We start from the raw sequence: 26,505 nt of genomic DNA, 5'->3' as shown, positions 1-26,505 counted from the left end.
GAACAACCCCTTTATATCATCCAAATAGAGCGAGAATATTATGCAAACTTATAAAAATAAAATGCAGCAAGCGAATCAAACCATCACTCAACAAGGTGCGACTTGGGCGGCGATTAATCCAGAATCAGTAGCAAGAATGCAACTGCAAAACCGCTTTAATACCGGTTTAGACATTGCCAAATACACAGCAAAAATAATGCGTGAAGACATGGCAAGCTACGACAAAGATTCTGCGAATTACACTCAATCTTTGGGATGCTGGCATGGTTTTATTGGCCAGCAAAAAATGATTTCTATCAAGAAGCATTTTGGCACAACACGAAGCCGCTACTTGTACTTGTCTGGTTGGATGGTGGCGGCCATGCGCTCTGAGTTTGGCCCATTACCAGATCAATCTATGCATGAAAAAACGTCTGTGCCAGCGTTGATCGAAGAGCTTTATACCTTCTTGAAGCAAGCGGATGCTCGTGAGTTGCAACATTTGTTCAAAGAAGTAGACGATGCCAGAGAGGCAGGCGATCAGCTTCGTGAGCAAGCGGCGCAGCAAAAAATTGATAATTTTGAAACCCATGTAGTGCCTATTATCGCGGATATTGATGCGGGTTTTGGTAATGAAGAGGCCACGTATTTGTTGGCGAAGAAGATGATTGAAGCGGGCGCATGCTGCATTCAAATTGAGAACCAAGTGTCTGATGCGAAACAATGCGGCCATCAGGATGGCAAAGTAACTGTGCCGCACGAAGACTTTTTGGCAAAGATTAACGCGGTACGTTATGCCTTTTTAGAGTTGGGTGTGGACGATGGTGTCATTGTAGCGCGTACCGATTCTTTGGGTGCTGGTTTGACACAAAAAATTCCGGTGTCTCAAGCGGCGGGCGATTTAGCGGATCAGTATAATGCGTTTATTGACGGTGAAGAAGTGACGTCTTTAGAGCAAATGAAATCTGGTGACATGGCGATTAAGCAGGGGGATCGATTGATTAAGCCCACTCGTTTGGCCAACGGTTTGGTGCGTTTTAAAGCGAATACCGGTGAAGACCGTGTGGTACTGGATTGCATCACTTCTCTGCAAAATGGCGCGGATTTGTTGTGGATCGAGACAGAAAAACCTCATATCGGGCAAATTGCGAGCATTGTAAACCGCATTCGCGACGTGATGCCAAACGCGAAACTGGTGTACAACAACAGCCCGTCTTTCAACTGGACGTTGAACTTCCGTCAGCAAGTGTTTGATGCTTGGCAAGCAGAAGGTAAAGACGTGGCGGAGTACCGTCGTGATCAATTGATGTCTCAGGATTACGATAATACGCCATTGTCAGCCGAAGCAGACGAGCGCATTCGTGCTTTCCAAAGAGACGCGGCGGCACAAGCGGGAATCTTCCACCATTTGATTACCTTGCCGACGTACCACACAGCGGCGCTGTCTACTGACAATTTGGCGAAAGATTACTTTGGTGATCAAGGAATGCTGGGCTACGTTAAAGAAGTTCAACGCAAAGAAATTCGCCAAGGCTTGGCCTGTGTGAAGCATCAGGACATGTCAGGGTCGAACATTGGCGATGATCACAAGGAGTACTTCTCTGGTGCGCAAGCGTTAAAAGCGTCAGGGAAAGACAACACGATGAATCAATTTGCGATCTAATGTTGTTTGATCGGGTTTGTGGCAACACAAATCGCACACATTGATAGCCAAAGGCCAACAGTCTTCCCCCTGTTGGCTTTTTTTTGTCCTAAACCAAGCGAGCCAGTTTTATGTGCTGACTGAACGTGGACAAATGCCGATTACAGTGTCGAATAGGGTAAAGGAAAAGCGTTCCTATGGCCGCTTGTGCATCTTGAATCGGTCTATTTGAAGTGGCAGAAGATGGCTGGGAGGCGTTGACGGAAAAAGGCATTAAGCCAGTGAGTAAAGCATTGGTAGGTGATTGATAACACTCATCTGGGTATGTTGAACGATGACGACTTTGCTACTTGCTCAACCAAAGGGCAGTTAGAGCAAAAAAACCTTAATAGGAATGCCGTTTGGTGTTATTTTTTTATGGGCATTGTGCTTATTGGTGTCTAAACGGGTGTGAGATTAACCGCTGTACTAAGCGTAAAAATTCAGTACATTATAGTGTGATGTTACGTTTTTCTCATGATGGCGTTTGCCCTAAGACAGTGTGTATGACGATAGAATCAGTATTTTCCATTGCTCCCTATAGTTGGGGGTCGATTGTGACCGCGATTTTTTGCGGTGTTATTGTGGGATTAGAGCGGCAGTTGAGAGGCAAACCTGTCGGCATTAGAACCTCGGCACTGATTGTGTTGGGGACATATGTGTTTATTGCGTCTTCGATGTTTGTCGCGGCTGATACAACAGACCCTTCACGTATTATTGGTCAGGTGATCACGGGGATAGGTTTTCTTGGTGCCGGTGTGATGTTGTCTAAAGACGGAGCGGTGATTGGTGTGACATCGGCCGCGACGATTTGGACGTTAGCGGCCATTGGTGTGTGCATTGCCATTATTGGCTCTTATGTGGCGATTAAGCTGTCTTTCATCGTAGTCGCCATTTTGTATGGGGTGGATATATTAGAAGAATATTCGTCTGCTTTTACACGCGGAGTGCATTCTAAATACAGTCGCTGGCGCAAAAGAGATTAATTCGGGTTAACTGTTTATTCAGACACTTCGACACAATTTCGACCTTTATCTTTGCCTTTATAAAGGGCTTTGTCTGCGCGTTTTATCATTTTCAGAGCGTTGTCATTTTGCGGGTGTCGTTCGGTGATACCAATCGTTATTGTAAGGGGAAGGTTGAAGTCACTGAACTTGCCTTGAGCCACGATTCCTTTTAGGTATTCTGCCACTTTCACTGAATCCAGTTGGGTTGTGCCGGGCAGAAGAATAATAAACTCTTCTCCTCCAAATCGTGCAATGGTGTCGCTTTTTCTGATGTTGTCTGCCAGTAATTTTCCTACCTGAACTAAGCAAATGTCTCCCGTGTCATGCCCATACATATCGTTTACTTTTTTGAAGTAGTCGATGTCGATAAGCAGAACACTTAAAGGGGATGTTGATAGGCTGGCATTGTCTAATTCTCGGCTAAAGTTACGGTTTAGCCCTCGGCGATTAAGCAATCCAGTCAATGGGTCATGGATGTTTTCGTCTCTTAATTGGTCGGTAAATTCGGTGTATTTTTTCAGAAAAAAACGGCCAAAAACACCGCTAAAGATAATGGACATGGTTAACCAAAAACCGCGTACTACTGATTTTTCTCGCGAATAGTCTGCTTCCGATAAGTCCACAATATCGGTACTGAATATTGTCGCCAAAACCACACAAACCGTAAGAAATATGGTGACCAGTAAAGACTCTTTGTAGCCGCCAATTAATGCCGCGAAGACAGGGTACAGCGGTAGGATGCAAGCCACTTGACTGTTGACCCCGCCGGATAAAGCAAGCATGGGCATGATCAGTATAATCGCGATCACTAAAGATAAGATGCATTCCCATTTTGGGAAAAGATCCAAACGCACAAGGGTATAAAACACCAAAGCGAGCACCAAATTGGCCAAGTTTAATACTGTAAACAGGGTTGGCAAGGTCACAAATAATGGCCGAAGTACCAGTGTTATGGCCATTGTAATAATAGCCAGCTCAATCACTCTGAGAGTAAGGTTATGATTGAATTTTGCTTGGGTGTTGTTTGACATACCGCTGCGCAGTGATCCTGTTTAAAAATGAGAAAACGGCCTATTTAACACGATATAAACAAGCTTGAATTTACCCTATTCGTGCAACGTATCTAGGAAAAAGGATGTCATTGATACTTTACCGGTGCGAAATTGACGATTTTATCGCCTTTTTGGCAAAAAAGATAAAATCAAGTAAGTGTCTTTAAAGTACATCATATCGATCAAATAAAACAGAATGATATGTTAGATTCGTTTGAACTATTCTTATGTAAATGGGTGTTAATAATGACGTTTCCAAATCGTATGGTAGCCTATGGTCTACTGTTTTGTGGTTTTACTGCGTTGCCTGCTGTTGCCGTCACTTTCGAAGTCCCTCGCTCTTTTGAAATTATGTATGTTGACCTCGAAAGTGCTCATCAATTTGGTAATGATTTTAGGGTGGACGTTGACGAAGGCCCACATCAAATTGTTGTGCGCTTTAATAAAATGCTGCGCAGTGGTGGAGACACACAAACTTTTCAATCGGAACCCATTGTTCTGGATTTGCAGTTTGAAAAGAGCACCTATCTAACATTAAAAGCCCCTTACGTTTCTACGCTCAAACAAGCAGAAGCCAATGCGAAAGATCCACAATTTAGCATTTATGACGTTGTCAGTGGCCATACTGTGGATTATAAACAGCAAATTTTGGCAACGAAATCGGGATTGCAAAATTCGCGAGATTTTATTGATGAAATCGAGCGATTAACCGCGCCGGACTCACCCACGTATCGTTCTGATTCCGGCCCTGTCGCCGCCCCAATTCTGATGGAAGAGGATGTGGCGTTGCGAATGATGGAGTTTTGGTATAATCAATCCGATGATGCAACAAGAAAAGAAATACGAATTTGGTTGGCGGACGCGTTATACAAGCCTACGGTGTCGAATATCCAATTGGAAATGTCTCAATTTTGGTTCAATAAAGCAGATAAAGACTCACAGAAGGCGTTTCAAACATGGTTGGTCGCTGAATAAACGCACTATGTAAAAAAACACCCTGTAACATCATGCCGCTATTCATCGTGTGATGTTATAGGGCGCGATGTTACAAGGGCAGAGTATTGTCTAGTGCGCAGCGTGTGTTTTACTGATTTTTTGGTTGAATTTATCGTTTACCCAAAGTGCCAGTAAGATAATGGCGCCGCCAATACTCAAACGTAAAATGTCAGCGTCACGGTTCCAGAAAATAACGTTTACCAATATGCCTGCCGGAATCAATAAGTTATTTGCTACAGCCAGTGTTCCAATATTCACCATGGTGGCGCCTTTGTTCCAAGCAAAGTAACCAAGGCCAGAAGCAACAATCCCCAAGTAGACAAGAATAGACCACTGTAGCGTCGTTGTTGGTAACTTGTCTAAGTTGCCAAGGGCTAAGTAACAAGGGACAACAACCGCAAGTGCCCCGAGGAAGAACCAGCCAAATACGGTACGTTGTGGTAAATCTGGACGCTCTTTGGCAATCACGCGTTTGTAACCAACTTGTCCGGCCGCAAAGCAGATATTTGCGCCCTGGACGATAAGCAAACCTTTGATGAAACCTTCATCGACGCCCTGATAGCGGATTGCCACCGCGCCCAGAATGGCAAGTAAAGCACTGATTGCGAAGCCGATGTTAATTCGACGATCAAGCATGTCGTTTATCAGTGTGACATAAAGCGGTGTCATCACCGTAAAGAGCAAGACCTCAGGTACGGATAAATACAAGAAAGATTGATAGTAAAACCCGTACATGATGCCAAGTTGCAGAGCGCCACATACCATCAGTTTAAAGGCAATGCTGGCTTCGATTTGACGCAGCTTTAAGAACGGCAGGAAGACGGCGGTTGCTAGCGCAACGCGCATTAACACAGAGAACCAAGCGTCAACTTGGCCTGCTAGATAAACCCCAATCAAACTAAAGGAAAATGCCCAAAGTAGGGTGACGGCAATGAGTATTGGCATAGTGATCTAATTCCAGAAAAAATTTTGCAAAGTGTACCTATTTATTGAGGAATGGTAAAATAGTTTACCTGTTGGGTTTTTTTGGTTTACTAGTGAGTGAATAATTGACTTTTTTACCATAAAGACAGCGTGGAAAAAGCGCTTTGAAGAGGTGGCGTCAGGCAGGCTTTTTAGGTCTATTTTTAACACACTAATGATTGTAATCTTAATTTCTATGATTCAATTGTGATCATCCAGTTCGAATGATTTAGCCAACATAATGGGAGCTTTCTTGTTAAATTTCTGTCCTAATTTTGAGCGTGATTGCCGTGAGTTTTTGCTTACTCAGGGGCAATCAGACGCTGCTCACGACATTAGTCATCTTTCTCGCGTGGTCAAAACGGCTAAGCAATTAGCATTGGAGGAAGGGGCTGATCTCGCCGTTGTGGTACCCGCCGCCTGGCTTCATGACTGTGTTTCATTACCGAAAAATCACCCAGATCGATCCTCAGCTTCTACATTGGCAGCAGATAAAGCTGTTACATTCCTAACGTCGATCGGCTACCCCACTCAGTACATGAATGCGATCCACCATGCGATTTGTGCACACAGTTTTAGTGCCAATATTGAGCCAACTGCATTGGAGGCCAAAATAGTTCAAGACGCGGATCGGTTAGATGCGTTGGGCGCGGTGGGAATTGCGCGCTGCATGCAGGTAAGTGGGTCATTAAATAGAGCGTTATACAGTCTTGAAGACCCTTTCTGTTTAGAGCGGGAGCCCAATGACTCTTTGTACTCCATTGACCACTTTTACCGCAAGTTGTTTCGCATTTCTTCGCATTTACATACGCTTTCAGCCCAAAGGGAAGGCAAACGACGAGAAGACGTAATGCGTTCATTCTTGGCGCAATTGGCGTTAGAGGTGTGAAGGTTTTCTTCTTAGGGTTTGCCATTAATCTTATGTAGATTCTGTAGCATCTTGTTCCCTATTTCTAAGAATGTTGTTAACTCATCATCGCTTACGTTGGCTCGCATTTCTTTTAATACCGCTTGATCTGCAATGGCTAATTGTTCGAAGCAGCCCAGCCCAGACTCAGTTAGTTGTAAAAACTGACTGCGTTTATCGTGGGGGTTTGGCTGCTTTTGCACGAGTCCTTGCTGCATCATTTCTTTTACCAAACGGGTGATTTGCCCTTTGTCTCTTTCTGTTGCATCAGCAAGGTAATTTGCGGTGCAATTTTCCGTATCGTGGATGGTTTTTAGCAGCATAAAGTACAAAGGCGATAAGCTCAGTGCTTTGTCTTTCATGATGTTTTTCATCGATATTTTTAAGCCAGTGATGGTATGCATAAAAAGGGCTTGAAGTTCTGATTCGGGAATAGCCATTACAATTCACTCATATAGTTGACTTTATCAATTAAATTAAATATGGTTGACTAAGTCAATATTATTTTTGGTTTTAACCTTATCATTCATAGAGAGAAGACGTATGTCAAAAAAAGTTCAGAAAATCGGCATTATTGCTAGTATCGTTATCGTTTTTGGCGGTTTTTTAACCTTTTTAATGACCTGGAGGAACATCGGCTTTTCCGATGGTTTTATGGGGGCTTGGTTATCCTCTTTTGCGTTGTGTATTTTGTGTATTGCACCGATTGGTGGGGTTATTGCATTTTTGGTGCATCGTGTAGTAAAAAGTGTGCTTCCTAATGTCTCAGCCCTGCAACAGAATTTGGTTTTTGGTTTGATTATGGCGGTGATCATGGAATCCATTATGGCGTTGGTGACGACCATTAATTTACATGGGTTAGTGGTGTTAAAAGCGTTTTTTGAGCTTTGGCTGGCGACGTTTGTTTCGGCATTGCCGGCAGGTTTGGTGATTTCCATCTTGATGTCGTTGGTGATCAAACCGAAATTAGCGGCTTTTTGGGCGAAGCCTGCTTAACACTAGTAGGGAGGGATGCTTGATTAGGCTAACACTGCTGTCGATTTGATTTGAGCGATGACGGTTAGGCCTTTTTCAAGGCCAGCCGATGAGCTGATAATGCGGTCACTTTCGCTAGAATCGGTGTGTTTCCTGCTAACAGCCGAACCCGGATTGTGCTTGGGTCTTGTGGGTCTCTTTCTGTTTCATCCACAATGGCTTCAATGTGATTTAAAATACTAGAATGATTGTCTTTGCTGAGCGTTATGCTGACATCTTTCGATTGGATTCGCAGTCTGATCGTGTCATTTATGCTTTCGTTGCCTTGTTTGAAGGCGATGGTTTGGTTATCAAATTCAAGCCATGACAACCCCCATTGTTTTTCTTGTTTGGTCACCACACCGGATATGACCACACTGGCGTCCTGATATCGTGAAAACGAAGTCCCCAACTTTCCTAGAAGTGAATGGACTGCTCCTTGTTCAGTGACTTTGCCTTTCTCCAGAACCACCATGTGGTCTGCGAGCCTAATGACTTCATCCAATGAATGACTGACATACAAAATGGGGATATTCGCACGATGACAGAGGGCTTCTAAATACGGAAGAATATCTTGCTTCAAGGTTTCATCCAGTGCCGCTAGCGGTTCGTCCATAAGTAGCAGCTGAGGTTGTATTAACAGTGCTCTGGCGATGGCAACACGCTGACGCTCACCGCCAGACAGCTGGGCAGGAAATTGCGTCAGGATACCCCTAATATTCATCAGCTCAATCACTTCATCGAATGCAATGATTGATGACCCTGTGTTCGCTCGCTTCATCGCAAAGCGTAAGTTTCCTTCTGCGGTGAGGTGCTCAAAAAGGTTGCCTTCTTGAAACACAAAGCCAATGGGGCGTTTATGAGGTGGTACTGAACCCCCAGCACTTTGCCAAATATTGTTGTTTAGACTGACATGGCTGTGTTGGCTAATGTTTAGTCCGGCTATGTGGCGTAATATCGTGGTTTTACCTGAGCCCGATGCCCCAAATAGGGCGGTTACTCCAGTACTTGGTAACAATAGGTCAACATCAAGCGAGAAACTCGACTGTGATGTGGCCGGTTGTTTTATCTGCACACATAACATGTTGTCCGTTGGTAAATTCATAGTACGCCACCAGCAACGACATGGTGTTTCTGACGTTTTTGGTTGCCATATAAAAAGGCAAGCACGATAAAGGCAAAGGCCATCATTAATAAAGAGAGTGTGTGAGCTTGGCCGTATTCTAACGCTTCGACATGATCGTATATTTGTATGGAAATAACTCGGGTTTCATAGGGAATATTTCCGCCAATCATCAGCACAACGCCAAATTCTCCAACAGTATGTGCAAACCCCAAAATAGCCGCGCTTATGTAGCCTGGCTTTGCTAAGGGAAGAGCAACATATAAAAAACGATCCCACGGTGAGGAGCGAAGGGTTGCAGCGGCTTCGAGGGGCTTAGTGCCAATTGCTATAAAGGCATTTTGAATGGGTTGTACCACGAAAGGAAGAGAATACAACATGGACGCGACAACCAAACCTGCAAAGCTAAAGGGCAAAGCAGAAAAACCAATCTGACCTAAGAATGCTCCGACGCTACCTTGAGGGCCCAAAAGCAGCAATAAATAAAATCCCAGCACCGTTGGTGGCAGCACCAAAGGCATCGCTACAATGGCATTGATTGGGCCTTTTAGCCAAGATTGAGTTCTGGCTAGCCACCATGCAAGAGGGGTACATAAAACAATCAGTAAGAGTGTGACTAGGCTAGCGAGCTTTAATGTTAACCAAATGGCGCCAAGGTCTTCGGGGCTTAGAAGCATGATTCGATAACCTAGTCTGCTGCGGTGGAATAGCCAAATCGTGCGATTTTAGTCTGTATGTCTGGTCGCATTAAAAAGGCCATGAATTGCTTTGCTAGTTCTTTGTTCTTGGATTGAGATACCACAACGGCCGCTTGGTTTATTTTGCTATGACGTTGACTGGGTATCGCAATGATATCGCCCTTGATGTCGCCAGCTAAGACTTGTGAGTAGGCAACAAAACCAATGTCTGCATTTTGGGAATAAACAAATTGGTATGTTTGACCTATGTTTTCGCCTTGAACGATTTTAGTTTTGACTGTATCCCACTGGGATAAAGACATGAGACTTTCTTTTGCTGCTTTTCCGTATGGTGCTAATTTAGGGTTAGCGATGGCAATGCGATGAGCGCGTTGCAGTACATCTTCTAGGCTGCCTGTCATCGGATGTACTGACCACAATGCTAATTTGCCCTTGGCGTAAATAACCAGACTGTTAGGTTCTGCAAGACGGTTTTTTATCAAGGCTTCAGGTTTCGCCACATCGGCAGAGAGGAAAATATCAAACGGGGCGCCATGCTGGATTTGTGCAAAGAGTTTGCCGGAAGACCCAAATGATAAGGTGATGTCGTTTCCAGTTTCTTGTTGAAATTCCATTGCCAATTGCTTAATGGGGGCTATGAAATTAGAGGCGACAGCCAAATGAAGCGCTCTGGCTTGAGAAGTCACCGACAGACTTAAACAAGTCAAAGTCATGAATAACAAGACGACGGGGCGACGATAGAAAATACAATGCAATTTAGTGAGCGTCGTCTTGTTGATCATGGTTATCCAAACAGATAAAAATTTACAGCCTTAGGCAAACAGCAAGTAGCAATTACCCTGCTCAATACCAACGGTTGCTTTTTTAGGTGGCTTCCCTGACAAGGCCCTGTGATACAAGATCCATCGGCTGGAGAGAAAAGCGCGCCGTGATGGTGGCATTTTAAATAGTCCCCGTCGTCATCCAGTGCAGGATTCGAAGACCACGTTAACGGCTTTTTCTGGTGAGGACACAGGTTTTCATAGGCAATAATTTGGCCTTTTTGTTTGGTCACCAAAAAGCTGCATTTTTCAATGTTGATGTTAAGAGCTTGCCCTTCAGGAAGGTTTTGCGCATTAGGTATAAGATGCTTATTAAACACGTGATTACCGCACTTTTTTATAATGAATATTGCTTATTTTAAGAGAATCAATGCTTCTTCAATGAAGCTCGCCTAACTGTCAATTAGGGAATCCTAGTGACGTTTTATTTCAATTCTACGGTCGACTAAGTGAATAAAGTTCAGAAAAATGTCAGTTAATTCAATTTTTCGTGAGCAAAGACTCTAAAACTCTATGGCATACGAGTCAATATGTAAGAATTGAGTTAGTTGGTTTTGGGTCGTTGATTGCGTTCAGTAAGCTCCTTATACTTGCGCGCTATGGCCAAAAAAACTCCCGTAAAATCTAGGCGCAAATCGCCGACATCATCTAAAAAAGCCCCTAAATCTTCATTCTTGAAGAGGTCCTTTCGTTTCTGTTTCAAATGGGGGTTGATCCTTTCCTTGTTGGGCAGCATTCCGTTTTCTATTTGGGTTTGGTGGTTGAATGGACAAGTTGTGTCTCGTTTTGAGGGACAAAAATGGCAAGTACCTTCTGAAGTCTACAGTGCGCCGATTGTTTTAGTGAATGGCGCCCCTTGGAAAAAGCAAGATCTTGAGAACTTATTGGAAGAAACCGGTTATCGATTTGGCCGCAACAGTCAAAAAGTTGGGTGGGCGGCACGAAGCCAGACCAAGGTGAGTGCGCATTTGCGTTCCTATGTCGATCATTTAGGGTTTCATGAAAGCGAAAGGCGTATTTTTTCCTTTGAACAAGGACGTTTGGTGATTCAGGCACTAAACGGGGATGAGGTCAGCGAGGCTAGAATCGAACCGCAGCGTATCGGTTACTTATACGGCGGTAACACTGAAAGTCGTGAAATCCTAAGCTATAACGAGATACCCAAGCCGCTGCTTGATATTTTGGTGGCGGTGGAAGATCAGGATTTTTACCAGCATTGGGGGATCTCTCTTACTGGAATCGCGCGAGCGATTGTGGTGAATTTGACTCAAGGGGCGAGGCGCCAAGGTGGTTCTACCTTGACTCAACAGTTGGTGAAAAACATGTATTTGAGTTCGGAGCGAACCTATACGCGTAAACTGACGGAAGTCGTGATGAGTGTCTTGCTTGAATACCATTATTCAAAACAAGCCATTATCACAGCGTACATGAACGAGGTGTACCTTGCTCAGTTAGGCAGCAGTGCATTGCATGGTTTTGCTGCCGCGAGCCAGCACTTTTTTGGTCGGCCTTTAAATGAATTAAACATCGATGAGTTCGCCTTGTTGGTGGGAATGGTCAAAGGGCCTTCTTTGTACAATCCAGAGCGCTCTCCAAACCGAGCGAAAGCACGTCGCAATACGGTATTGGCGGTATTAAAAGAGCAGGGCCGATTATCCGATAAAGATTACAACTATTTGATAAAACAACCTATTCGCTTGGCCAGTAAACAAAAAGAGCGCTCAGTGTATGGCGATTATCTGGACTTGGTGGCCATGCAACTGTCCCGAGACTTCGATGAGACGACATTAGCGACAAAAAATTTACGCATTTATACGGGTGTTGATATACGAGCACAACGAGCGGCGAGTGTGGCCATGCAGCGTCAGGTGGCGAGTCTAGAAAAACGAGATGCTCGACTGAAGGGCCTACAGGGTGCGATGGTTGTGACTGATCGCGTTACTGGCCAAGTGCGTGCGATTGTTGGTTCCAGTGGCGCGTATTACACTGGTTTTAACCGAGCGTTAGGTGCTGTTAGACCGATAGGTTCATTAGTAAAACCGCCATTGTATTTATCTGCATTGGCAACGGGGCGTTATACTTGGTGGTCCAACATTGAAGATAAACGCATGCGTTTTAATGTTGGCGGGCAAATTTGGGAGCCTGAAAATTACGACCGAGAAACACATGGTGTTGTTCATCTTTTTGAAGCCATGGCGAAATCCTACAATTTGGCGACTGTGTCATTAGCGCAACAAATTGGTTTTGATCGCGTTGGCGATACATTAAGACAGTTGGGCGTAAAGCGGCCATTTACTATGCATCCTGCGATGGCATTGGGGGCGTTAGAATTGTCGCCGTTTGAAGTCTCTCGCCTGTATCAGCCTATTGCTTCTCAAGGGAAAAGCAGTGAGTTGGGGGTGGTACTTGCTGTGATGGATCAAGAAGATCGTTTAATGAAGCGGTTTGATCAGCAAAATGATGTTCCTTTCACAGACGCGTTGCTTGCGGTCACGTTGGACGGCATGACAAAGACACCACAAATAGGCACCGCTCGTGCGGCTCAAGCTGCGTTTCCAAACCTGCGTTTTGCCGCCAAGACGGGCACAACCAATCAACAAAAAGACAGCTGGTTTGTTGGGATAACGGGCGATTATTCTTCAACGGTGTGGTTGGGTGACGACGACAATGTGCCTTTAAGCATCACGGGGAGCAGTGGTGCTCAAAAAGTTTGGATTGATTTTACACAAATGTGAACCCTACTTCGCTACCAGAAAGCTTGCCCAAGGGGCGGCTAGGTTCGACGTACTGAATGATGCCTTTGAAATTGCGTCATCACGCTGCGCAGAGAAGACGTCTTTGGCGTTTATTTTGGGTACGGAACCGAAGGACAGCAGTTCATGTTTTTGGCCTTTTTAATGTGTCCTTTTGGTTAATAAAAGTTTATTGATTATTGTTTCTTTCTTCTATAGCCTCATAGGTGATTGAAAATAAACACATTATGATGTTTTTATTGACGTTATCCTTGATCAACTTGATGAGTACTGAAAAGGTGAGTTGGTTTAAAAAGTCTGTCTAAATGGTTAGTGTACTTACGTATTTTTTCATTGTAACGTAATCATCTTATAGGCATGGCGTCACTTGTAGTTTGAAAGTATTTATAAGGGGAGTGGCGCGGTATGCGGCTACACACACACATCGTTTACTGCTTGTTGGCGGTGGCCTTTTTTAACAGTAACTTATCTCTAGCGGCTGACAATGCAGTTTGTTCTGAACTTACTGCGTCAGGCAATTCTGAATACCCTCCTTTTCTGTGGCGTGAAGAATCATCTTCTACCCTGTTAAATGGCGTCAATCGCATTATTATCGATGAGTTAAGTCGTCGTATACATATTCCCATTGAGTTGATGCATGTAGGTCCATGGTCTAGAGCGCAAAGTGAAGTTAAAAATGGCCGTGTGGACTTAATGGCGGGGGCGTTTTATACCACCGAACGTGCGGATTATATGGATTACTTTACGCCAGTGATGTTGCACACAACGAGCGTTGTTTGGCAGCGTAAAGACAAGCGTTTTCCATTTAATAAAAAAGAAGATTTAGCCGGTAAGTGGGGCGTAACGGTCATTAATAATAGTTTCGGCCAGGAATTTGATCAGTACGCTCAACGTAATTTGAATATATTGTCAGTAGCCAGCTTATCCCAAGCATTACGGATGTTGGCCGCGGATCGTGTTGATTATGTATTGTATGAAAAAAGTCCTGCCTATGCGTACTCAGTTATATTGGGTTTGTCCGACATTATTGTTGCGCAACAACCTTTTGTAAGCAGTGAAGGCTTGTATTTGACCATGTCTAAAAAATCCCCTTGTAACAATGAGGATCTGAAATACCGGATTGCGGTGGCGTTACAAGAAATGAAGCAAGACGGTTTCATGGAGCAGGCTCTCATTGATGGTGAGAGGTTGTGGGAAATCAGCCGCCACGATGGTTTATCCCTTCAGTAAGGAACAAACCATCTAGCGCATGCGTTACTTGTTAGGCGTTTTCGATTAAGGATTGATAAAGCGCGGTCCATTGGTCAGTAACGGCTTCCCAGCTATGATCGCAGCGCATGGCATTTATTTGTCGTGCTTGCCAGTGCTCTTTATCGTCAAAACAGGTCATACAGCGTTCTATCGCTGCTTCCAGTTCTTCGCTGGTGGCTTTTGAAAATACAAATCCATTTGCGTTATCTGTGCCTTCAAATACCGTGTCTGCTAATCCGCCCGTTTGTCTCACGATGGGCAAGGTGCCGTATTTTAATGCGTATAGTTGAGTTAAGCCGCAAGGCTCGAATCGTGATGGGATGAGCAAAGCATCAATGCCAGCTTGGATTCGGTGTGAATAATCTTCAAAATAGCCAATCCGAACAGAGACTTGATCTGGATAATTTTCTTGAAGTGCTAAATAGGCTGACTCTAAATGTTTGTCACCGGACCCCAATACCACTAACCGAGCGCCTTTTTCTAGCATAGCGGGCATGGCTTGCAGAACAAGATCCAACCCTTTTGTTCTGTCAGTCGACTGACTACGCCAAACACTGGTTTGCTTAGGTCTTCTGATAACCCATTTTCTCGCAACAGGGCCAGTTTGTTCGTTTGTTTCAGCGCTAGGCTTTCGATGCTGTAGTTTTGTGGAATGAGTGAATCGACTTCTGGAGCCCATTGATCGTAATCAACGCCATTTAAAATGCCAGTGAGCTTGTGTTGGATCGCTTTTAGCGTTCCATCTAAGCCGTCACCGTATTCCGGGGTTAGTATTTCTTTTGCGTAGGTTGGGCTGACTGTGGTGATGGCGTCGGCATACACCAATCCTGCTTTAAGACCAGAGAAGCGACCATAGAATTCCATGCCATGCATGCTGAGCAATTCAGTAGACAGATGCGTGCTAGAAAATTGATTCATGTCAAAACTGCCGTTATATCGTAAATTATGCACAGTCGTGACAACGGGCAGATGTTTTACTTTCCAGCTTTCTAGATAAGCGGCAGCGAAGCCTGTTTGCCAATCGTTTAAATGCAGCACATCGGCTTGCCATTCAATGAGACTTCCGTGCAGAGCTAATGTGGCTGTCGCCCATGATAGCGCCGCGAAACGAATGTGGTTGTCTTCAAAATCTAGCCCGTTTTTATCAACGTAAGGCCCATCTTCTCGCTCGTAAAGTGCTTGGCACTGAAGCAAATAAATCGGGGTGTCGTTTTCAGGTATATGAGTTTCAAGAAGTAACAAATCTCCGACGCCAAATGGGTTTCCGAGGTTGATACTCTTTTGAATTGGCGCTACCTTTTCAAGTATGCCTTGGTAAGCAGGCATAATAAGTTTGACATCGTGACCTTTTTTCTCAAAGCAACGGGGAGTGCGCCTGCCACATCGGCTAACCCACCAGTTTTAATTAAGGGGTAAATTTCAGAGGCAGCAAATAGTATTTTCATTATTAGGCATCTTGTTGATTTGGAATAATGATAAGAGTATACCTAAATGGAACTTCAAGTAGAGTGTGTTGATAAAAATTTTAAGGGCATCACATGGATTTAAATACGGCGCGTATGAAAACTTTGTCCATTATTCTAGCCGGTGGACGTGGCTCAAGATTAAAGCAATTAACAGACAATCGTTCTAAACCTGCAGTGCCTATTGCCGGTAAATATAAAATCATTGATTTCCCGCTTTCTAATTGTATCAACTCAGGTATGCGACGCATTGCTGTTTTGACTCAATACCGTTCTCATACCCTGAATCAACACGTGCAAAGAGGTTGGAACTTTCTTCGTTCTGACTTCAATGAGTTCATTGAGCTTTGGCCAGCTCAACAACAAACGGGTGGTGACTGGTATCGTGGAACGGCCGATGCTGTATTTCAGAATTTGAGTATGATTGATGGTCTAGAAAGTGAGTATATTTTGATTCTCGCTGGTGACCATGTTTACAAGCAAGACTACAGCGTCATGCTGCAAGAACACATCGAAAGTGGCGCGGATGTCACGGTGGCATGCATTGAAGTACCTCTTAAAGAAGCCGATCAATTCGGTATCATGCACGTAGATGAAAACGACAATATTATTGCTTTCGAAGAAAAGCCATCCAACCCTCCGACTATGCCTGGTAAGCCAGATGTATCGCTTGCAAGCATGGGGATTTATATCTTTAACACGAAATTTTTGTCGGACAATTTACGCTCTGATGCCAGTGATGACGATTCGAGTCACGATTTTGGGAAAGACTTGATTCCATTGTTTGTTGGAAGAAGTAACATTAAAGCGCACCATTTTGCGAACAGCGTAATCGACAACAAAAGCTATCCGGACGAGCCTTATTGGCGTGATGTAGGAACGTTGACGGCCTATTGGGAAGCCAATATGGATTTGACGCGTTTGGTGCCTGAGTTGGATTTGTATGACGAGGATTGGCCTATTCGTACGACTCAATATCAGCGTCCAGCGGCTAAATTTAATTACAATTATGAAGAGCGTATTGGTACGGCTTTGAATTCCGTTGTTTCTGCTGGTTGTATTGTATCTGGCTCAACGGTTGAACAGTCTATTCTCTTTAACAATGTTCGAGTTAACTCCTACTCCCATGTCAATAAGTCAGTGATATTGCCTCGTTGTGATATTGGTCGTCATTGCCGGCTGAATAAAGTTGTGGTTGATTCGGATTGCTCTATTCCTGAAGGAACGGTAATCGGAGAGGATCCGGTGGCTGATGCGGCTCGTTTTTACCGCAATTCAGACGGAATCACATTGGTTACGCAGGGCATGATAGAGGCCTTGTCTGAATCATAGCCTAGGTTTGATAGTGTGATGCATGGTGTTTTTGAAAGCCGCTTCAATGGAAGCGGCTTTCTTGTTTTTGGGTAAAATAAAATGGCCATGGGCTTTTTTAAAGGGGACATTCTTCACTAATTGTCATTGTTTTGCTTGAAAAGTCGTAAAATGGTCGCATTAGTAGGGTTTGGTTTTTTAGTTCTTTTGATTGAATTTTGGTTATCCCCGTAACCTGTGGATAACCCTATTGGTGACATTGTGATAACTTGCGCAAAACCAGTTGTGATGCCGCTTTGAATACAGGTGTTCATTTCTTCTTCAGTCACGGGTTAAGAACAAGTTAACGATAAAATATGGTTCATTTTTTCACCTATATATGAGGAATCTTTATGTTTACGGGTATCGTACAAGGTACAGCGACCGTTCAGCTTGCTGAGCAAATGGGGCGTAATAAGCGTCTCGAAGTGTCTTTTCCAGCGGGGGTTATGTTGGGACAGCAGTTAGGCGCGAGTGTCGCGATAAATGGTGTTTGTCTAACCGTGGCTGAAATTGGCCATGATGTACTGACATTTGATGTCATCGATACCACCTTGGCGTTGACCAATATTGGTTTATTACACGCAGGCGATACGGTGAATTTTGAGCGCGCCGCTAAAATGGGCGATGAAATTGGCGGGCATGTTATGTCGGGTCATATCATGACATCGGTCAGTGTTAGCCGGATCGAAAAAATCGAAGAAAGCGTCCACCTACGATTTACGACAGATCGACAGCATGACGTTGATGCCAGACGTTACTTATTTAACAAGGGGTATGTAGGTTTAAACGGTGCCAGTTTGACGATCAGTGACATTGGTGATGATTGGTTGGAAGTCTCATTGATTCCAGAAACGTTGCGATTGACGACATTTGGTGAGTTGTCGGTGGGGGATCGAGTCAATCTTGAGATCGATGCGCATACTCAAGCGACCGTTGATACGGTTGAGCGGATCCTAAAAGAGAAAGGCATTGCGCTGCCTTAATTCGACTTTGCTTGCTGGGTTTGATCTTGTTTGATCTCTGAAATAAATGGAGTCCCTGCTCGATTTTCGGTAGAATGCTCGCCAATTTCTAACCTAAAAATGTGTTGATGATATTTTTACATAGGCCAGACACGGTATTGGTGCTTACTTTATTCAGCCAAATCGTGTGATAAGTGTGCATATGTCTCTTTTTTATCAACAGATAATCATTCAAAAATCGCTTTTAAAGTGTGAGTAAATAGTGTCTTCCAATAATCTTAAGCACATACGCAATTTCAGTATTATAGCTCATATCGACCACGGGAAATCGACGTTAGCCGATCGCTTCATCCAGACTTGTGAAGGTCTAAGTGAACGCGAAATGTCCGCTCAAGTTCTTGACTCCATGGACATCGAGCGTGAGCGTGGCATTACCATCAAAGCACAAAGTGTGACGTTGGACTACTATGCGAAAGACGGACAAACCTATCAGTTGAACTTCATTGATACCCCTGGACACGTCGATTTTTCGTACGAAGTGTCTCGCTCACTTGCCGCATGTGAAGGTGCCTTGTTGGTAGTGGATGCGGCTCAAGGAGTTGAAGCTCAGTCTGTTGCTAACTGTTATACCGCGATTGAGCAAGGTCTCGAAGTGATGCCGGTATTAAACAAAATTGACTTGCCGCAAGCCGAGCCTGAGCGTGTTAGTGCCGAGATTGAAGAGATTATTGGCATCGATGCTATGAATGCTGTGACCTGTTCTGCGAAAACTGGCATGGGGGTTGATGATGTACTTGAGCGTCTAGTCGCAACGATTCCACCACCAGAAGGGGACATCGATGCACCGCTTCAAGCGTTGATTATTGATTCGTGGTTTGACAACTATTTGGGTGTTGTCTCGCTGGTTCGAATTAAGCAGGGCACATTGCGTAAAAAAGACAAGATTTTCATCAAGTCTACTAAACAAACTCATCCTGTTGATATGGCTGGTATTTTTACCCCAAAACGTAAAGAGACTGGCATCCTAAAAGCGGGTGAAGTGGGCTACGTTGTCGCTGGTATTAAAGACATTCATGGTGCGCCAGTCGGTGATACCATCACGCATGCGACAACGCCAGATGTTCCTCAATTATCAGGCTTCCAAAAAGTTAAGCCTCAGGTTTATGCGGGCGTATTTCCGGTCAGTTCTGATGACTATGAAGATTTCCGTGTTGCGTTAGACAAACTGACATTAAACGATGCGTCACTGTTTTTTGAGCCTGAGAGCTCAGATGCATTGGGCTTTGGTTTCCGTTGTGGCTTCTTAGGAATGTTGCACATGGAAATTATTCAAGAACGTTTAGAGCGCGAATACGATTTGGACTTAATTACTACAGCACCAACCGTGGTGTTTGAAGTTGAGTTGAATAATGGTGAAGTGATCTATGTAGACAGCCCGTCCAAAATGCCAGACCCAGGCACCATCAAAGAAATGCGCGAGCCTATTGTGGAAGCCAATATTTTGGTGCCACAAGAATACTTGGGTAACGTGATTACTTTGTGTGTAGAAAAGCGCGGCATCCAAAAAGACATGTTGTATGTTGGTCGTCAGGTGCAATTGCGCTATGAGTTACCGATGAACGAAGTAGTTATGGATTTCTTTGATAAACTGAAATCTTGCAGCCGTGGTTTTGCGTCTTTGGATTACAGCTTTTCACACTTTAGTCCTGCACCGCTATGCCGTTTGGATATCCTAATCAACGGTGAGAGAGTGGATGCGCTGGCGTTAATTATGCACAAAGATAATGTGCAGTATAAAGGCCGTGCTCTGTGTGAAAAAATGAAAGATTTGATCCCACGTCAGATGTTTGATGTGGCTATTCAGGGGGCTGTGGGAGCAAAAATCATTTCTCGTACCACGGTGAAAGCTTTGCGTAAAAACGTTATTGCTAAGTGTTACGGTGGCGACGTGAGTCGTAAGAAGAAGCTGTTGCAGAAACAGAAAGAAGGTAAAAAGCGCATGAAGCAAGTGGGTAACGTTGAAGTGCCACAATCTGCTTTCCTTGCGGTTTTGCAATTGGATAGCTAGCCAGATAATCAATCAACCGGTGTGTTTGCACCTTGATGGAGAAATGAAGTATGGGTTTTGATTTCGAATTGATACTGGCCATTGCATTTTTGGTAACCGGTGTCTTCTGGGTCTACGATCGTATTATGTATTTGCCTAAGCGAAAAGCCGCCTTGGCGAACATGACAGAAGAAGCTCGTAAAGTGCTGGATAAGGACGCTCAACAGCGTTTGGCACAAACGCCGAAATTGGTGGTGGAGGTGAAGTCCTACTTCTTCATTATTGCGATTATTTTTGGACTGCGCTCGTTTGTGGTCGAACCGTTTCAGATCCCTTCGGGTTCTATGCTGCCAACGTTAAAAATTGGCGATTTTATTCTTGTGAATAAATTCGATTATGGTTTGCGTTTACCGGTTTTGAATACCACTATTATTCCCACGACAGAACCAAAACGTGGTGATGTTGTGGTGTTTAAATACCCTCGTGATCCTAGTTTAAACTACATTAAACGTTTGGTTGGTTTGCCAGGTGATCAGATTAGTTACCATAATAAAGTGTTAACCGTAAATGGGCAGCCAGTGAGCAAAGAGTTTTTGGCAAAGCTGCCCATTTCGTTGAACCCAAATCAAGAGCCTGTTGACCTGTTTAGTGAAAACTTGGGGGGTGTTCAGCACGATATCTATAACAGTTATCGTTTTACACCGCATGAAGGTGAATGGACGGTTCCTGCGGGGCATTATTTTGTGATGGGTGACAACCGAGATAATAGCGCAGACAGTCGATTCTGGGGCTTTGTTCCCGATGAAAATATGAAAGGCCGTGCATTTTATGTATGGCTGCATTGGGATCAGTTTTTCAGCATTCCAAGCTTTAAAAACAACGGTTTGATTGAATAAGTATTTTTTGGAGAAATTTTGAGTTCATTGTATCAGAAGCTGAGTCGGCGAATCGGTTACTTTTTGCTGACCTTGGACTGCTTGAGCTGGCGCTAACGCACCGTAGTTTTGGTGGAAAAAATAATGAACGCCTAGAATTTTTGGGCGATTCGATCCTTAACTATGTGATCGCGGAAGATTTATTTCATCGTTTTCCAAAAGCTAAGGAAGGCGAGTTGAGTCGTTTGCGTGCCTCATTGGTAAAAGGGGACACGCTGGCTGAACTTGCTCGTGAGTTCCAGTTAGGGGATTACTTGAAGCTTGGCGCTGGAGAGCTAAAGAGTGGTGGGTTTAGACGAGACTCTATTTTGGCCGATACGGTAGAAGGTATCATTGGTGCCATGTATTTAGATGCTGGGATGGACATTTGCCGTCAACATATTTTGTCTTGGTACAAGGAGCGTTTGGATGCCACATCTCTAAAGATAGTGACAAAAGACGCGAAAACCCGCTTGCAAGAATATTTACAAGCTCGTAAGCACGCTTTGCCTCAATATGACGTAGTGGATATTGTGGGTGAAACCTCATGATCAGACGTTTTATGTACACTGTCACATTGAACTTTGTGAAAACGCGATCGAAGGGAAGGGCAACAGCCGTCGAATTGCGGAACAGAATGCGGCTTCGAAAGCCTTGAAACAATTGGAAAAGAAAGATGTCTGACGTTGAAGTTACGCACTGTGGATACATTGCCATTGTTGGTCGCCCTAATGTGGGTAAATCGACATTGCTTAACCACATATTAGGTCAAAAGTTATCCATTACTTCACGTAAGCCTCAGACGACTCGTGATCAAATTTTAGGTGTAAAAACAGAGGGCCATGTTCAGGCTATTTATGTTGATACACCTGGGCTGCACATAGGTGAAGCCAAAGCCATTAACCGCATCATGAACAAAACGGCCGCGGCGGCGTTGAAGGACGTTGATGTGGTGTTGTTCGTAATTGATGCCGATCGCTGGACGGAAGAAGATGAGTCGGTTTTGCAAAAAGTAAAACACGCTCGTTGTCCTGTGATTTTGGTGGTAAACAAAGTCGATCAACTCGATCAAAAAGAGAGTCTTTTACCGCGTTTGGCGAATTTGTCAGAGCGTATGAATTTCGCGCAAATCGTGCCAATTTCTGCTCTACGAAACAACAATTTGGATCGTCTAGAGCGTTTGGTGGAAAGCTATATTCCTGAAGGCACTCAGTTTTATCCAGAAGATCAGATTACTAACCGTAGCTCTCGCTTTTTGGCGGCAGAAATCGTTCGTGAAAAAATCACCCGTCAGTTGGGGCAAGAAGTGCCTTATGAAGTGGCGGTTCAAATAGAAGAGTTTGTTTTTGAAGAATCGGCTATTCATATCAGTGCGTTGATTTTGGTCGAAAGAAATGGACAAAAGCGCATTATTATCGGTGAACGTGGCGATAAAATTAAGCTCATTGGCAAAGAAGCTCGTATTGATATGGAAAACCTGTTCCAGCATAAAGTCATGTTGAACCTTTGGATTAAGGTGCGTTCAGGTTGGTCTGATGACGAGCGTGCGTTAGCCAGCTTGGGTTATCAAGAAGAGTAATTCTAATGCGCGCATCGGCGTATGTTGTTCATACTCGGCCTTTTCAGGACGGCAAGATCCTTCTCGATGTGCTAACACGAGAGCATGGGTTGGTCAGAGGAGTGTGGCGATTACCTAAAAAAGAGGCTCGGGTCATACCTGGGCCTTTTTTATGTTATGAGGTGGAGTTCGTCGGACGCAGCGACTTAAAAACGATAAAAAGTCTAGAGTCGGTTAAGTCTGCGTCTTCTTTGGAGGGGTTGCCTCTGTACGCCGCGCTGTATGTTCACGAGTTGTTAGAAAAGCTGCTGCCTCTTAACCTTCCTTTGCCTGATGTTTTTGAACTGTATAAATGGCTGATTGAAAGTTTGCATTCGGGAGCCCCCATTGCGCCTATATTGCGACGCTTTGAGGTGGGGTTGTTCTCCGAATTGGGGGTAGGCATTAATATGCTTTCTACCGGACGAGGAGAGCCTGTTGAGGCTCGCCAACTTTATCAGTTTCATTACAAGTTTGGTTTGCGTCCTTACTATGGTGAAACGCCGAAACAACTGCCTATGTTGTTTGTTGAGGGGCAGATCGCGCTGGATTATCATGCTGGCAAATGGATGGATAAGCAGGTTTTGAGTCTTGCAAAAGAATTGCATCGTAATTGGCTAGACGGTTTGCTGAACGGAAAATCCATAGTGTCTAGGCGATTATTGCCATCACAGCCCTTTCAGGGGGAGCGTCACTTGGGCGTTCCAATTTTTCGTTCGTTGACAGCGTAAATACATTATAAGAGGTATATTTTGATTATTGGTGTGGGAACGGACTTGGTTGAAATTGCCCGTATTGCGCAGTCCATTTCTCGTTTGGGGGAGCGATTCATTGACCGAATTTTAACGGCAGATGAAAAAAACGCTGGGCTGAAATCAGCAATGAAGGCAAGGCGAATGCCTTTGTCGCAAAACGTTTTGCTGCTAAAGAAGCCGCCGTAAAAGCCCTAGGTACAGGCATTGGCTCGGGGGTCAGTTTTCAGCACTTTTCGGTTGTAAACTTACCATCGGGTCAGCCGGTGCTTGTTGTGGATGATGTTATTTCAGAGCGCTATGATATGCCGCTGTCTTGGCATTTAAGTTTGACGGATGAAAAAGCCTACGCTCAGGCGTTTGTTGTGCTTGAATCTAAGGCTTGAGTCCAAGGGATAAGCTGGCGGTGACTCAACAGTTCGTCAATGGCTTCAATGAAATCGTCGGCGACGCCTTCTACTTCTTCCATTCCTAATTCTTTTAGATGGGTTTCTAAAAAATTGGCGTGGCGGGCAATATTAATGGTGCCGGTGTATTTCGAGGCACCGTGTATTCTGTGCACCACTTCAATCAGTTTTTGCGTGTCTTGATTCTCTAAATGGTGTTGGATAAGTTTCTTTTCCGCGCTCAACGAGTCTGCGAGCATATCGAACATTTCTTTGGCAATTTCCTCTTTGCCGTCAACAATTGACAGCGCTTTATCTAAGTCAAAGATGCCAACCAGTTTGGCGTCGACTTGATCTTGGAAGGAGTCGGTATTCGAACACCATTTTTCGATGGTGCTGATGAGCAGTTCTTCATCAATAGGCTTGGTTAAATAAGCGTTCATACCGCTGCTGAGCATCTGTTGTTGTTCAGAACCGAGCGCATGAGCAGTCAGGGCGATAATTGGAATGTTTTTGTAGGTGTCTAATTGGCGAAGGTGTTGCGTGGTTTCCATGCCATCCATTTCCGGCATTTGTATGTCCATGAAAATGAGGTCGAAATGCTTGCTCATTGCCATATCGATGGCTTGTTGTCCGCTGTACGCTAAAGAAACATCCAAACCTATTGGTAAAAGCCAATGATTTAGAAGCTGTAGATTGATCGGAGAGTCGTCCACGGCCAGTATGCTAAGTCCCTTGATTTTCTCATGTTGTGCGTTGAGTTTAGGAATCGAAGGTACGCTTGAAGGCGCAGCATTGAGGTTTTGTAAGGCATGGTAAAGGCGATCATGGCTGATGGGTTTCAGAAGTATGTCGCTGCAAATGTTTTTTAGGTCTGGGTAATGCGTAATTTGCCCCGGTGGCTGGATCATCAGAATACAAGGGATGGAGAACTGTTGAGCGGAATAAAGTACCAGCTCTCTGGCTTCTGCAACACTTTGGTCATTTGGCGCCACACTCAGTAAAACGACATCAATGTCACGATGATTTTTGTTTAACATCATGACCATCTGTTCTAAGTCCGAACATGTGCTGCAGCTCACTCCGATGCTGTTTAAATACCCATCCAAATAACTTTTATAGGTTTGGCTAGGTTCCAGTAGTACGGTATGAAAATTGAGTGGAAGGTGATTGGCTCTGCCTTTGGAAGAGGCTTTTAAATTTATGGTAAAGCGAAAGGTTGATCCAATGCTGGGGTCGCTACTGACTTCAATTTTACCGTTCATCTGCTCGACCAGTTTTTTGGTAATGACAAGCCCAAGACCTGTACCGCCAAATTGTCTGGTGGTGCTGGTGTCCACTTGTGAAAAAGGTTTGAATAGGCGGTTTATTTTATGTTCTGCAATGCCGATCCCCGTGTCTATGATCTGAAAGGATAATGTGATGTCTGGGGCGCTTTGTGTTGCAATGGTAACTCTGGTTCTGACGGAGCCTTGGTGGGTGAATTTGATGGCATTGCCTATCAAGTTGGTCAAAATTTGACGAACCCGCGTGCTGTCTCCAATAAACCACTCAGGCACGTCCTGTCCGAATTCCGGTACCAAATCAATTTGTTTGTCTTTGCTGAGTAGGTTAATGCTGAGCGTTTGGTAAACCTCATCGATGAGCGTTTTAAGATTGAAATGGTTGTTTTCTAAACTGAGCTTTCCGGCTTCAATTTTTGAGAAATCTAAAATGTCGCCAATAATGGCCAACAAGCTGTTGGTGGACTGTTCAATTGTGTCGACATAAATGCGGTGTTGTGGATCAGCGATGTCTTTTTGCAGTGTTTTTGTGTAGCCCAAAATAGCATTAAGAGGCGTTCGGACTTCATGGCTTATGTTGGCAAGGAATTGAGACTTTAGACGATTTGATTCCATTGCTTCACGGTTTGCTATGTGCAGCTGGGCACTTTTTTCTTCCATGCTGTCCATGCTGCGACGTATGTCCTCGGTGGATTGCTCAATGCCGGCAATCAATTCTTCGTTGTGGTGTTCTAGTCTTTCCGTTAAATCGAGTAAGTCTTTTTGTATGGCTGTGTACTCTGGTGGTAATTTCATTAGCTTGGCGGTGGAAAATTGACCTTTCACTAATTTATTGAGTGCGGACGCCAGTTTATTAATGGGTTGGGTCAGCGTTTTTGACGCATGAAACGCGCCCAAAATGATCAGTATATTAAACAGCACCAAAATAAAAACAATGAGACCGGTATATTGGTATTTTTCAATTTGAATGCTGGCTTTGTTGGCTTCTATTTTCACCCAACCAATGAGTGTTCGTTGGTCTTGGGTGTTAAATAAATCGGTTTGCCCGTTAAAAACGTCGTCGAGTGCGTTGCTTGTATAATGAATGGCACTAATGGATTCGAGACGGCCATTTTGTTCTGTGATGCCGCTGTTTTCGGTTAGGAGGATTTTATCTGATGAGGAGGTTTTTCCCAGCTCAGCAATCATTTTTTGCTCACTGTTGAAGAGCTGCACACTGCTAATGTCTGGGTTGTTGAGCGCGTTCTGTAAAATTCGATACATCATATTTTGATCTGAAAATACAATGGCATACGCACTGGTGTTGGCGACTTGATCTGTGATGTGTTGAGTTCGTTCGACTAAATTACGGTTCAGATCGTTAAAGCGGGTGGAGAGCAGAAAGACGCCAACTAAAATGGACACAAGGAAGGCGGGTGCGAACAAAACCCAAAATAACTTGCTGTTCAGGCTGAGCGTAGGAAGCTTAATCACAGGTAATGCCATTCTGTTGTGCAGAATCAA

General features: G+C 44.2%; 25 protein-coding genes and 2 pseudogenes. 17 read left to right on the top strand and 10 right to left on the bottom strand.

Going from position 1 to position 26,505, the window contains the following annotated elements:
- Nucleotides 1–40: 40 nt before the first annotated feature.
- The 3 genes from N5P32_RS07895 to N5P32_RS07885 all read left to right on the top strand — a co-directional run bounded on the left by N5P32_RS07895 (nt 41) and on the right by N5P32_RS07885 (nt 2,646).
- Complete coding sequence (locus tag N5P32_RS07895; protein ID WP_265728549.1) at nt 41–1,642, top strand: isocitrate lyase; 1,602 nt, start codon at nt 41–43, stop codon at nt 1,640–1,642.
- Between the two features lie 279 nt (nt 1,643–1,921).
- Entirely contained in the window at nt 1,922–2,065 is a 144-nt protein-coding gene (locus N5P32_RS07890; RefSeq protein WP_265728548.1) for a hypothetical protein, read from the top strand.
- 101 nt (nt 2,066–2,166) lie between these two features.
- A complete protein-coding gene (locus N5P32_RS07885) occupies nt 2,167–2,646 on the top strand; it encodes an MgtC/SapB family protein (RefSeq protein WP_265728547.1) in 480 nt (159 codons plus the stop codon).
- Between the two features lie 14 nt (nt 2,647–2,660).
- Here N5P32_RS07885 and N5P32_RS07880 read toward each other — a convergent pair whose 3' ends face one another.
- Nucleotides 2,661–3,698 (bottom strand): GGDEF domain-containing protein, encoded by a 1,038-nt coding sequence (locus N5P32_RS07880; protein ID WP_265728546.1) that lies wholly within the window; start codon nt 3,696–3,698, stop codon nt 2,661–2,663.
- A gap of 267 nt (nt 3,699–3,965) precedes the next feature.
- Here N5P32_RS07880 and N5P32_RS07875 point away from each other — a divergent pair, with 267 nt between their 5' ends.
- Entirely contained in the window at nt 3,966–4,694 is a 729-nt protein-coding gene (locus N5P32_RS07875; protein ID WP_265728545.1) for a YccT family protein, read from the top strand.
- A gap of 90 nt (nt 4,695–4,784) precedes the next feature.
- On the opposite strand, the gene N5P32_RS07870 is transcribed toward N5P32_RS07875, so the two are convergent.
- Nucleotides 4,785–5,660 carry a carboxylate/amino acid/amine transporter gene (locus N5P32_RS07870; RefSeq protein ID WP_265728544.1) on the bottom strand — a complete coding sequence of 292 codons (876 nt, stop codon included), beginning with the start codon at nt 5,658–5,660 and terminating at the stop codon, nt 4,785–4,787.
- Nucleotides 5,661–5,931: 271 nt separating this feature from the next.
- On the opposite strand from N5P32_RS07870, the gene N5P32_RS07865 reads away from it, so the two are divergent.
- Nucleotides 5,932–6,567, top strand: coding sequence for an HD domain-containing protein (locus tag N5P32_RS07865; RefSeq protein WP_265728543.1), 636 nt, complete (start codon nt 5,932–5,934; stop codon nt 6,565–6,567).
- 11 nt (nt 6,568–6,578) lie between these two features.
- Here the strand turns inward: N5P32_RS07865 and N5P32_RS07860 are convergent, their stop codons facing one another.
- Nucleotides 6,579–7,025, bottom strand: a complete 447-nt coding sequence (locus tag N5P32_RS07860; RefSeq protein WP_265728542.1) for a MarR family winged helix-turn-helix transcriptional regulator — start codon at nt 7,023–7,025, stop codon at nt 6,579–6,581.
- Nucleotides 7,026–7,128: 103 nt separating this feature from the next.
- Here N5P32_RS07860 and N5P32_RS07855 point away from each other — a divergent pair, with 103 nt between their 5' ends.
- A complete protein-coding gene (locus N5P32_RS07855) occupies nt 7,129–7,581 on the top strand; it encodes a DUF2798 domain-containing protein (protein WP_265728541.1) in 453 nt (150 codons plus the stop codon).
- Between the two features lie 64 nt (nt 7,582–7,645).
- On the opposite strand, the gene modC is transcribed toward N5P32_RS07855, so the two are convergent.
- From modC to N5P32_RS07835, 4 genes are read right to left on the bottom strand one after another with little or no spacing between them, the layout of a single operon-like run.
- On the bottom strand, nt 7,646–8,704 hold the full coding sequence (gene modC / locus N5P32_RS07850) for a molybdenum ABC transporter ATP-binding protein (protein ID WP_265728540.1): 1,059 nt from the start codon (nt 8,702–8,704) through the stop codon (nt 7,646–7,648).
- A complete protein-coding gene (modB, locus tag N5P32_RS07845) occupies nt 8,701–9,399 on the bottom strand; it encodes a molybdate ABC transporter permease subunit (RefSeq protein WP_265728539.1) in 699 nt (232 codons plus the stop codon). Before modB ends, modC begins: the two co-directional genes overlap by 4 nt.
- Before the next feature lie 11 nt (nt 9,400–9,410).
- Nucleotides 9,411–10,202, bottom strand: coding sequence for a molybdate ABC transporter substrate-binding protein (gene modA / locus N5P32_RS07840; protein ID WP_265728538.1), 792 nt, complete (start codon nt 10,200–10,202; stop codon nt 9,411–9,413).
- Between the two features lie 2 nt (nt 10,203–10,204).
- Nucleotides 10,205–10,561 (bottom strand): Rieske (2Fe-2S) protein, encoded by a 357-nt coding sequence (locus N5P32_RS07835; protein WP_265728537.1) that lies wholly within the window; start codon nt 10,559–10,561, stop codon nt 10,205–10,207.
- A 456-nt stretch (nt 10,562–11,017) separates the two neighbouring features.
- Between N5P32_RS07835 and N5P32_RS07830 the strand changes: the two genes are divergently transcribed.
- Together N5P32_RS07830 and N5P32_RS07825 are read left to right on the top strand one after the other, a co-directional pair.
- Nucleotides 11,018–12,976: a transglycosylase domain-containing protein gene (locus N5P32_RS07830; protein WP_265728536.1), complete on the top strand. Its 1,959-nt coding sequence runs from the start codon at nt 11,018–11,020 to the stop codon at nt 12,974–12,976.
- A 423-nt stretch (nt 12,977–13,399) separates the two neighbouring features.
- Nucleotides 13,400–14,224 carry a substrate-binding periplasmic protein gene (locus N5P32_RS07825; RefSeq protein WP_265728535.1) on the top strand — a complete coding sequence of 275 codons (825 nt, stop codon included), beginning with the start codon at nt 13,400–13,402 and terminating at the stop codon, nt 14,222–14,224.
- A gap of 31 nt (nt 14,225–14,255) precedes the next feature.
- Here N5P32_RS07825 and N5P32_RS07820 read toward each other — a convergent pair whose 3' ends face one another.
- Nucleotides 14,256–14,762: a glycogen synthase gene (locus tag N5P32_RS07820; RefSeq protein ID WP_265728534.1), complete on the bottom strand. Its 507-nt coding sequence runs from the start codon at nt 14,760–14,762 to the stop codon at nt 14,256–14,258.
- A pseudogene (locus N5P32_RS07815) lies at nt 14,726–15,690 on the bottom strand (glycogen synthase). The gene N5P32_RS07820 and the pseudogene N5P32_RS07815 overlap by 37 nt, the downstream one beginning before the upstream one ends.
- A gap of 93 nt (nt 15,691–15,783) precedes the next feature.
- On the opposite strand from N5P32_RS07815, the gene glgC reads away from it, so the two are divergent.
- The 9 genes and pseudogenes from glgC to acpS all read left to right on the top strand — a co-directional run bounded on the left by glgC (nt 15,784) and on the right by acpS (nt 23,719).
- Entirely contained in the window at nt 15,784–17,040 is a 1,257-nt protein-coding gene (glgC, locus tag N5P32_RS07810; RefSeq protein ID WP_265728533.1) for a glucose-1-phosphate adenylyltransferase, read from the top strand.
- A gap of 371 nt (nt 17,041–17,411) precedes the next feature.
- Entirely contained in the window at nt 17,412–18,044 is a 633-nt protein-coding gene (locus N5P32_RS07805) for a riboflavin synthase subunit alpha (RefSeq protein WP_265728532.1), read from the top strand.
- Between the two features lie 241 nt (nt 18,045–18,285).
- Nucleotides 18,286–20,091: a translation elongation factor 4 gene (gene lepA, locus N5P32_RS07800; RefSeq protein ID WP_265728531.1), complete on the top strand. Its 1,806-nt coding sequence runs from the start codon at nt 18,286–18,288 to the stop codon at nt 20,089–20,091.
- Nucleotides 20,092–20,141: 50 nt separating this feature from the next.
- Entirely contained in the window at nt 20,142–20,966 is an 825-nt protein-coding gene (gene lepB, locus N5P32_RS07795) for a signal peptidase I (RefSeq protein ID WP_265728530.1), read from the top strand.
- Nucleotides 20,967–20,984: 18 nt separating this feature from the next.
- Nucleotides 20,985–21,668: pseudogene (rnc, locus tag N5P32_RS07790) on the top strand (ribonuclease III).
- Nucleotides 21,661–22,563, top strand: coding sequence for a GTPase Era (gene era / locus N5P32_RS07785; protein WP_265728529.1), 903 nt, complete (start codon nt 21,661–21,663; stop codon nt 22,561–22,563). Before rnc ends, era begins: the two are co-directional and overlap by 8 nt.
- Nucleotides 22,564–22,568: 5 nt before the next feature.
- On the top strand, nt 22,569–23,312 hold the full coding sequence (gene recO / locus N5P32_RS07780) for a DNA repair protein RecO (RefSeq protein WP_265728528.1): 744 nt from the start codon (nt 22,569–22,571) through the stop codon (nt 23,310–23,312).
- 21 nt (nt 23,313–23,333) lie between these two features.
- A complete protein-coding gene (locus N5P32_RS07775) occupies nt 23,334–23,522 on the top strand; it encodes a holo-ACP synthase (RefSeq protein ID WP_265728527.1) in 189 nt (62 codons plus the stop codon).
- Nucleotides 23,456–23,719 (top strand): holo-ACP synthase, encoded by a 264-nt coding sequence (gene acpS, locus N5P32_RS07770; protein ID WP_265728594.1) that lies wholly within the window; start codon nt 23,456–23,458, stop codon nt 23,717–23,719. Before N5P32_RS07775 ends, acpS begins: the two co-directional genes overlap by 67 nt.
- On the opposite strand, the gene N5P32_RS07765 is transcribed toward acpS, so the two are convergent.
- Complete coding sequence (locus N5P32_RS07765) at nt 23,686–26,475, bottom strand: response regulator (protein WP_265728526.1); 2,790 nt, start codon at nt 26,473–26,475, stop codon at nt 23,686–23,688. The two genes, acpS and N5P32_RS07765, sit on opposite strands and share 34 nt — an antisense overlap.
- Nucleotides 26,476–26,505: the final 30 nt, after the last annotated feature.

The sequence above is a fragment of the Marinomonas pontica genome, from assembly GCF_026191375.1.
In the GTDB taxonomy this organism is placed as follows: Bacteria; Pseudomonadota; Gammaproteobacteria; order Pseudomonadales; family Marinomonadaceae; genus Marinomonas; species Marinomonas pontica.
This window is presented reverse-complemented; position numbering and strand designations above follow the sequence as displayed.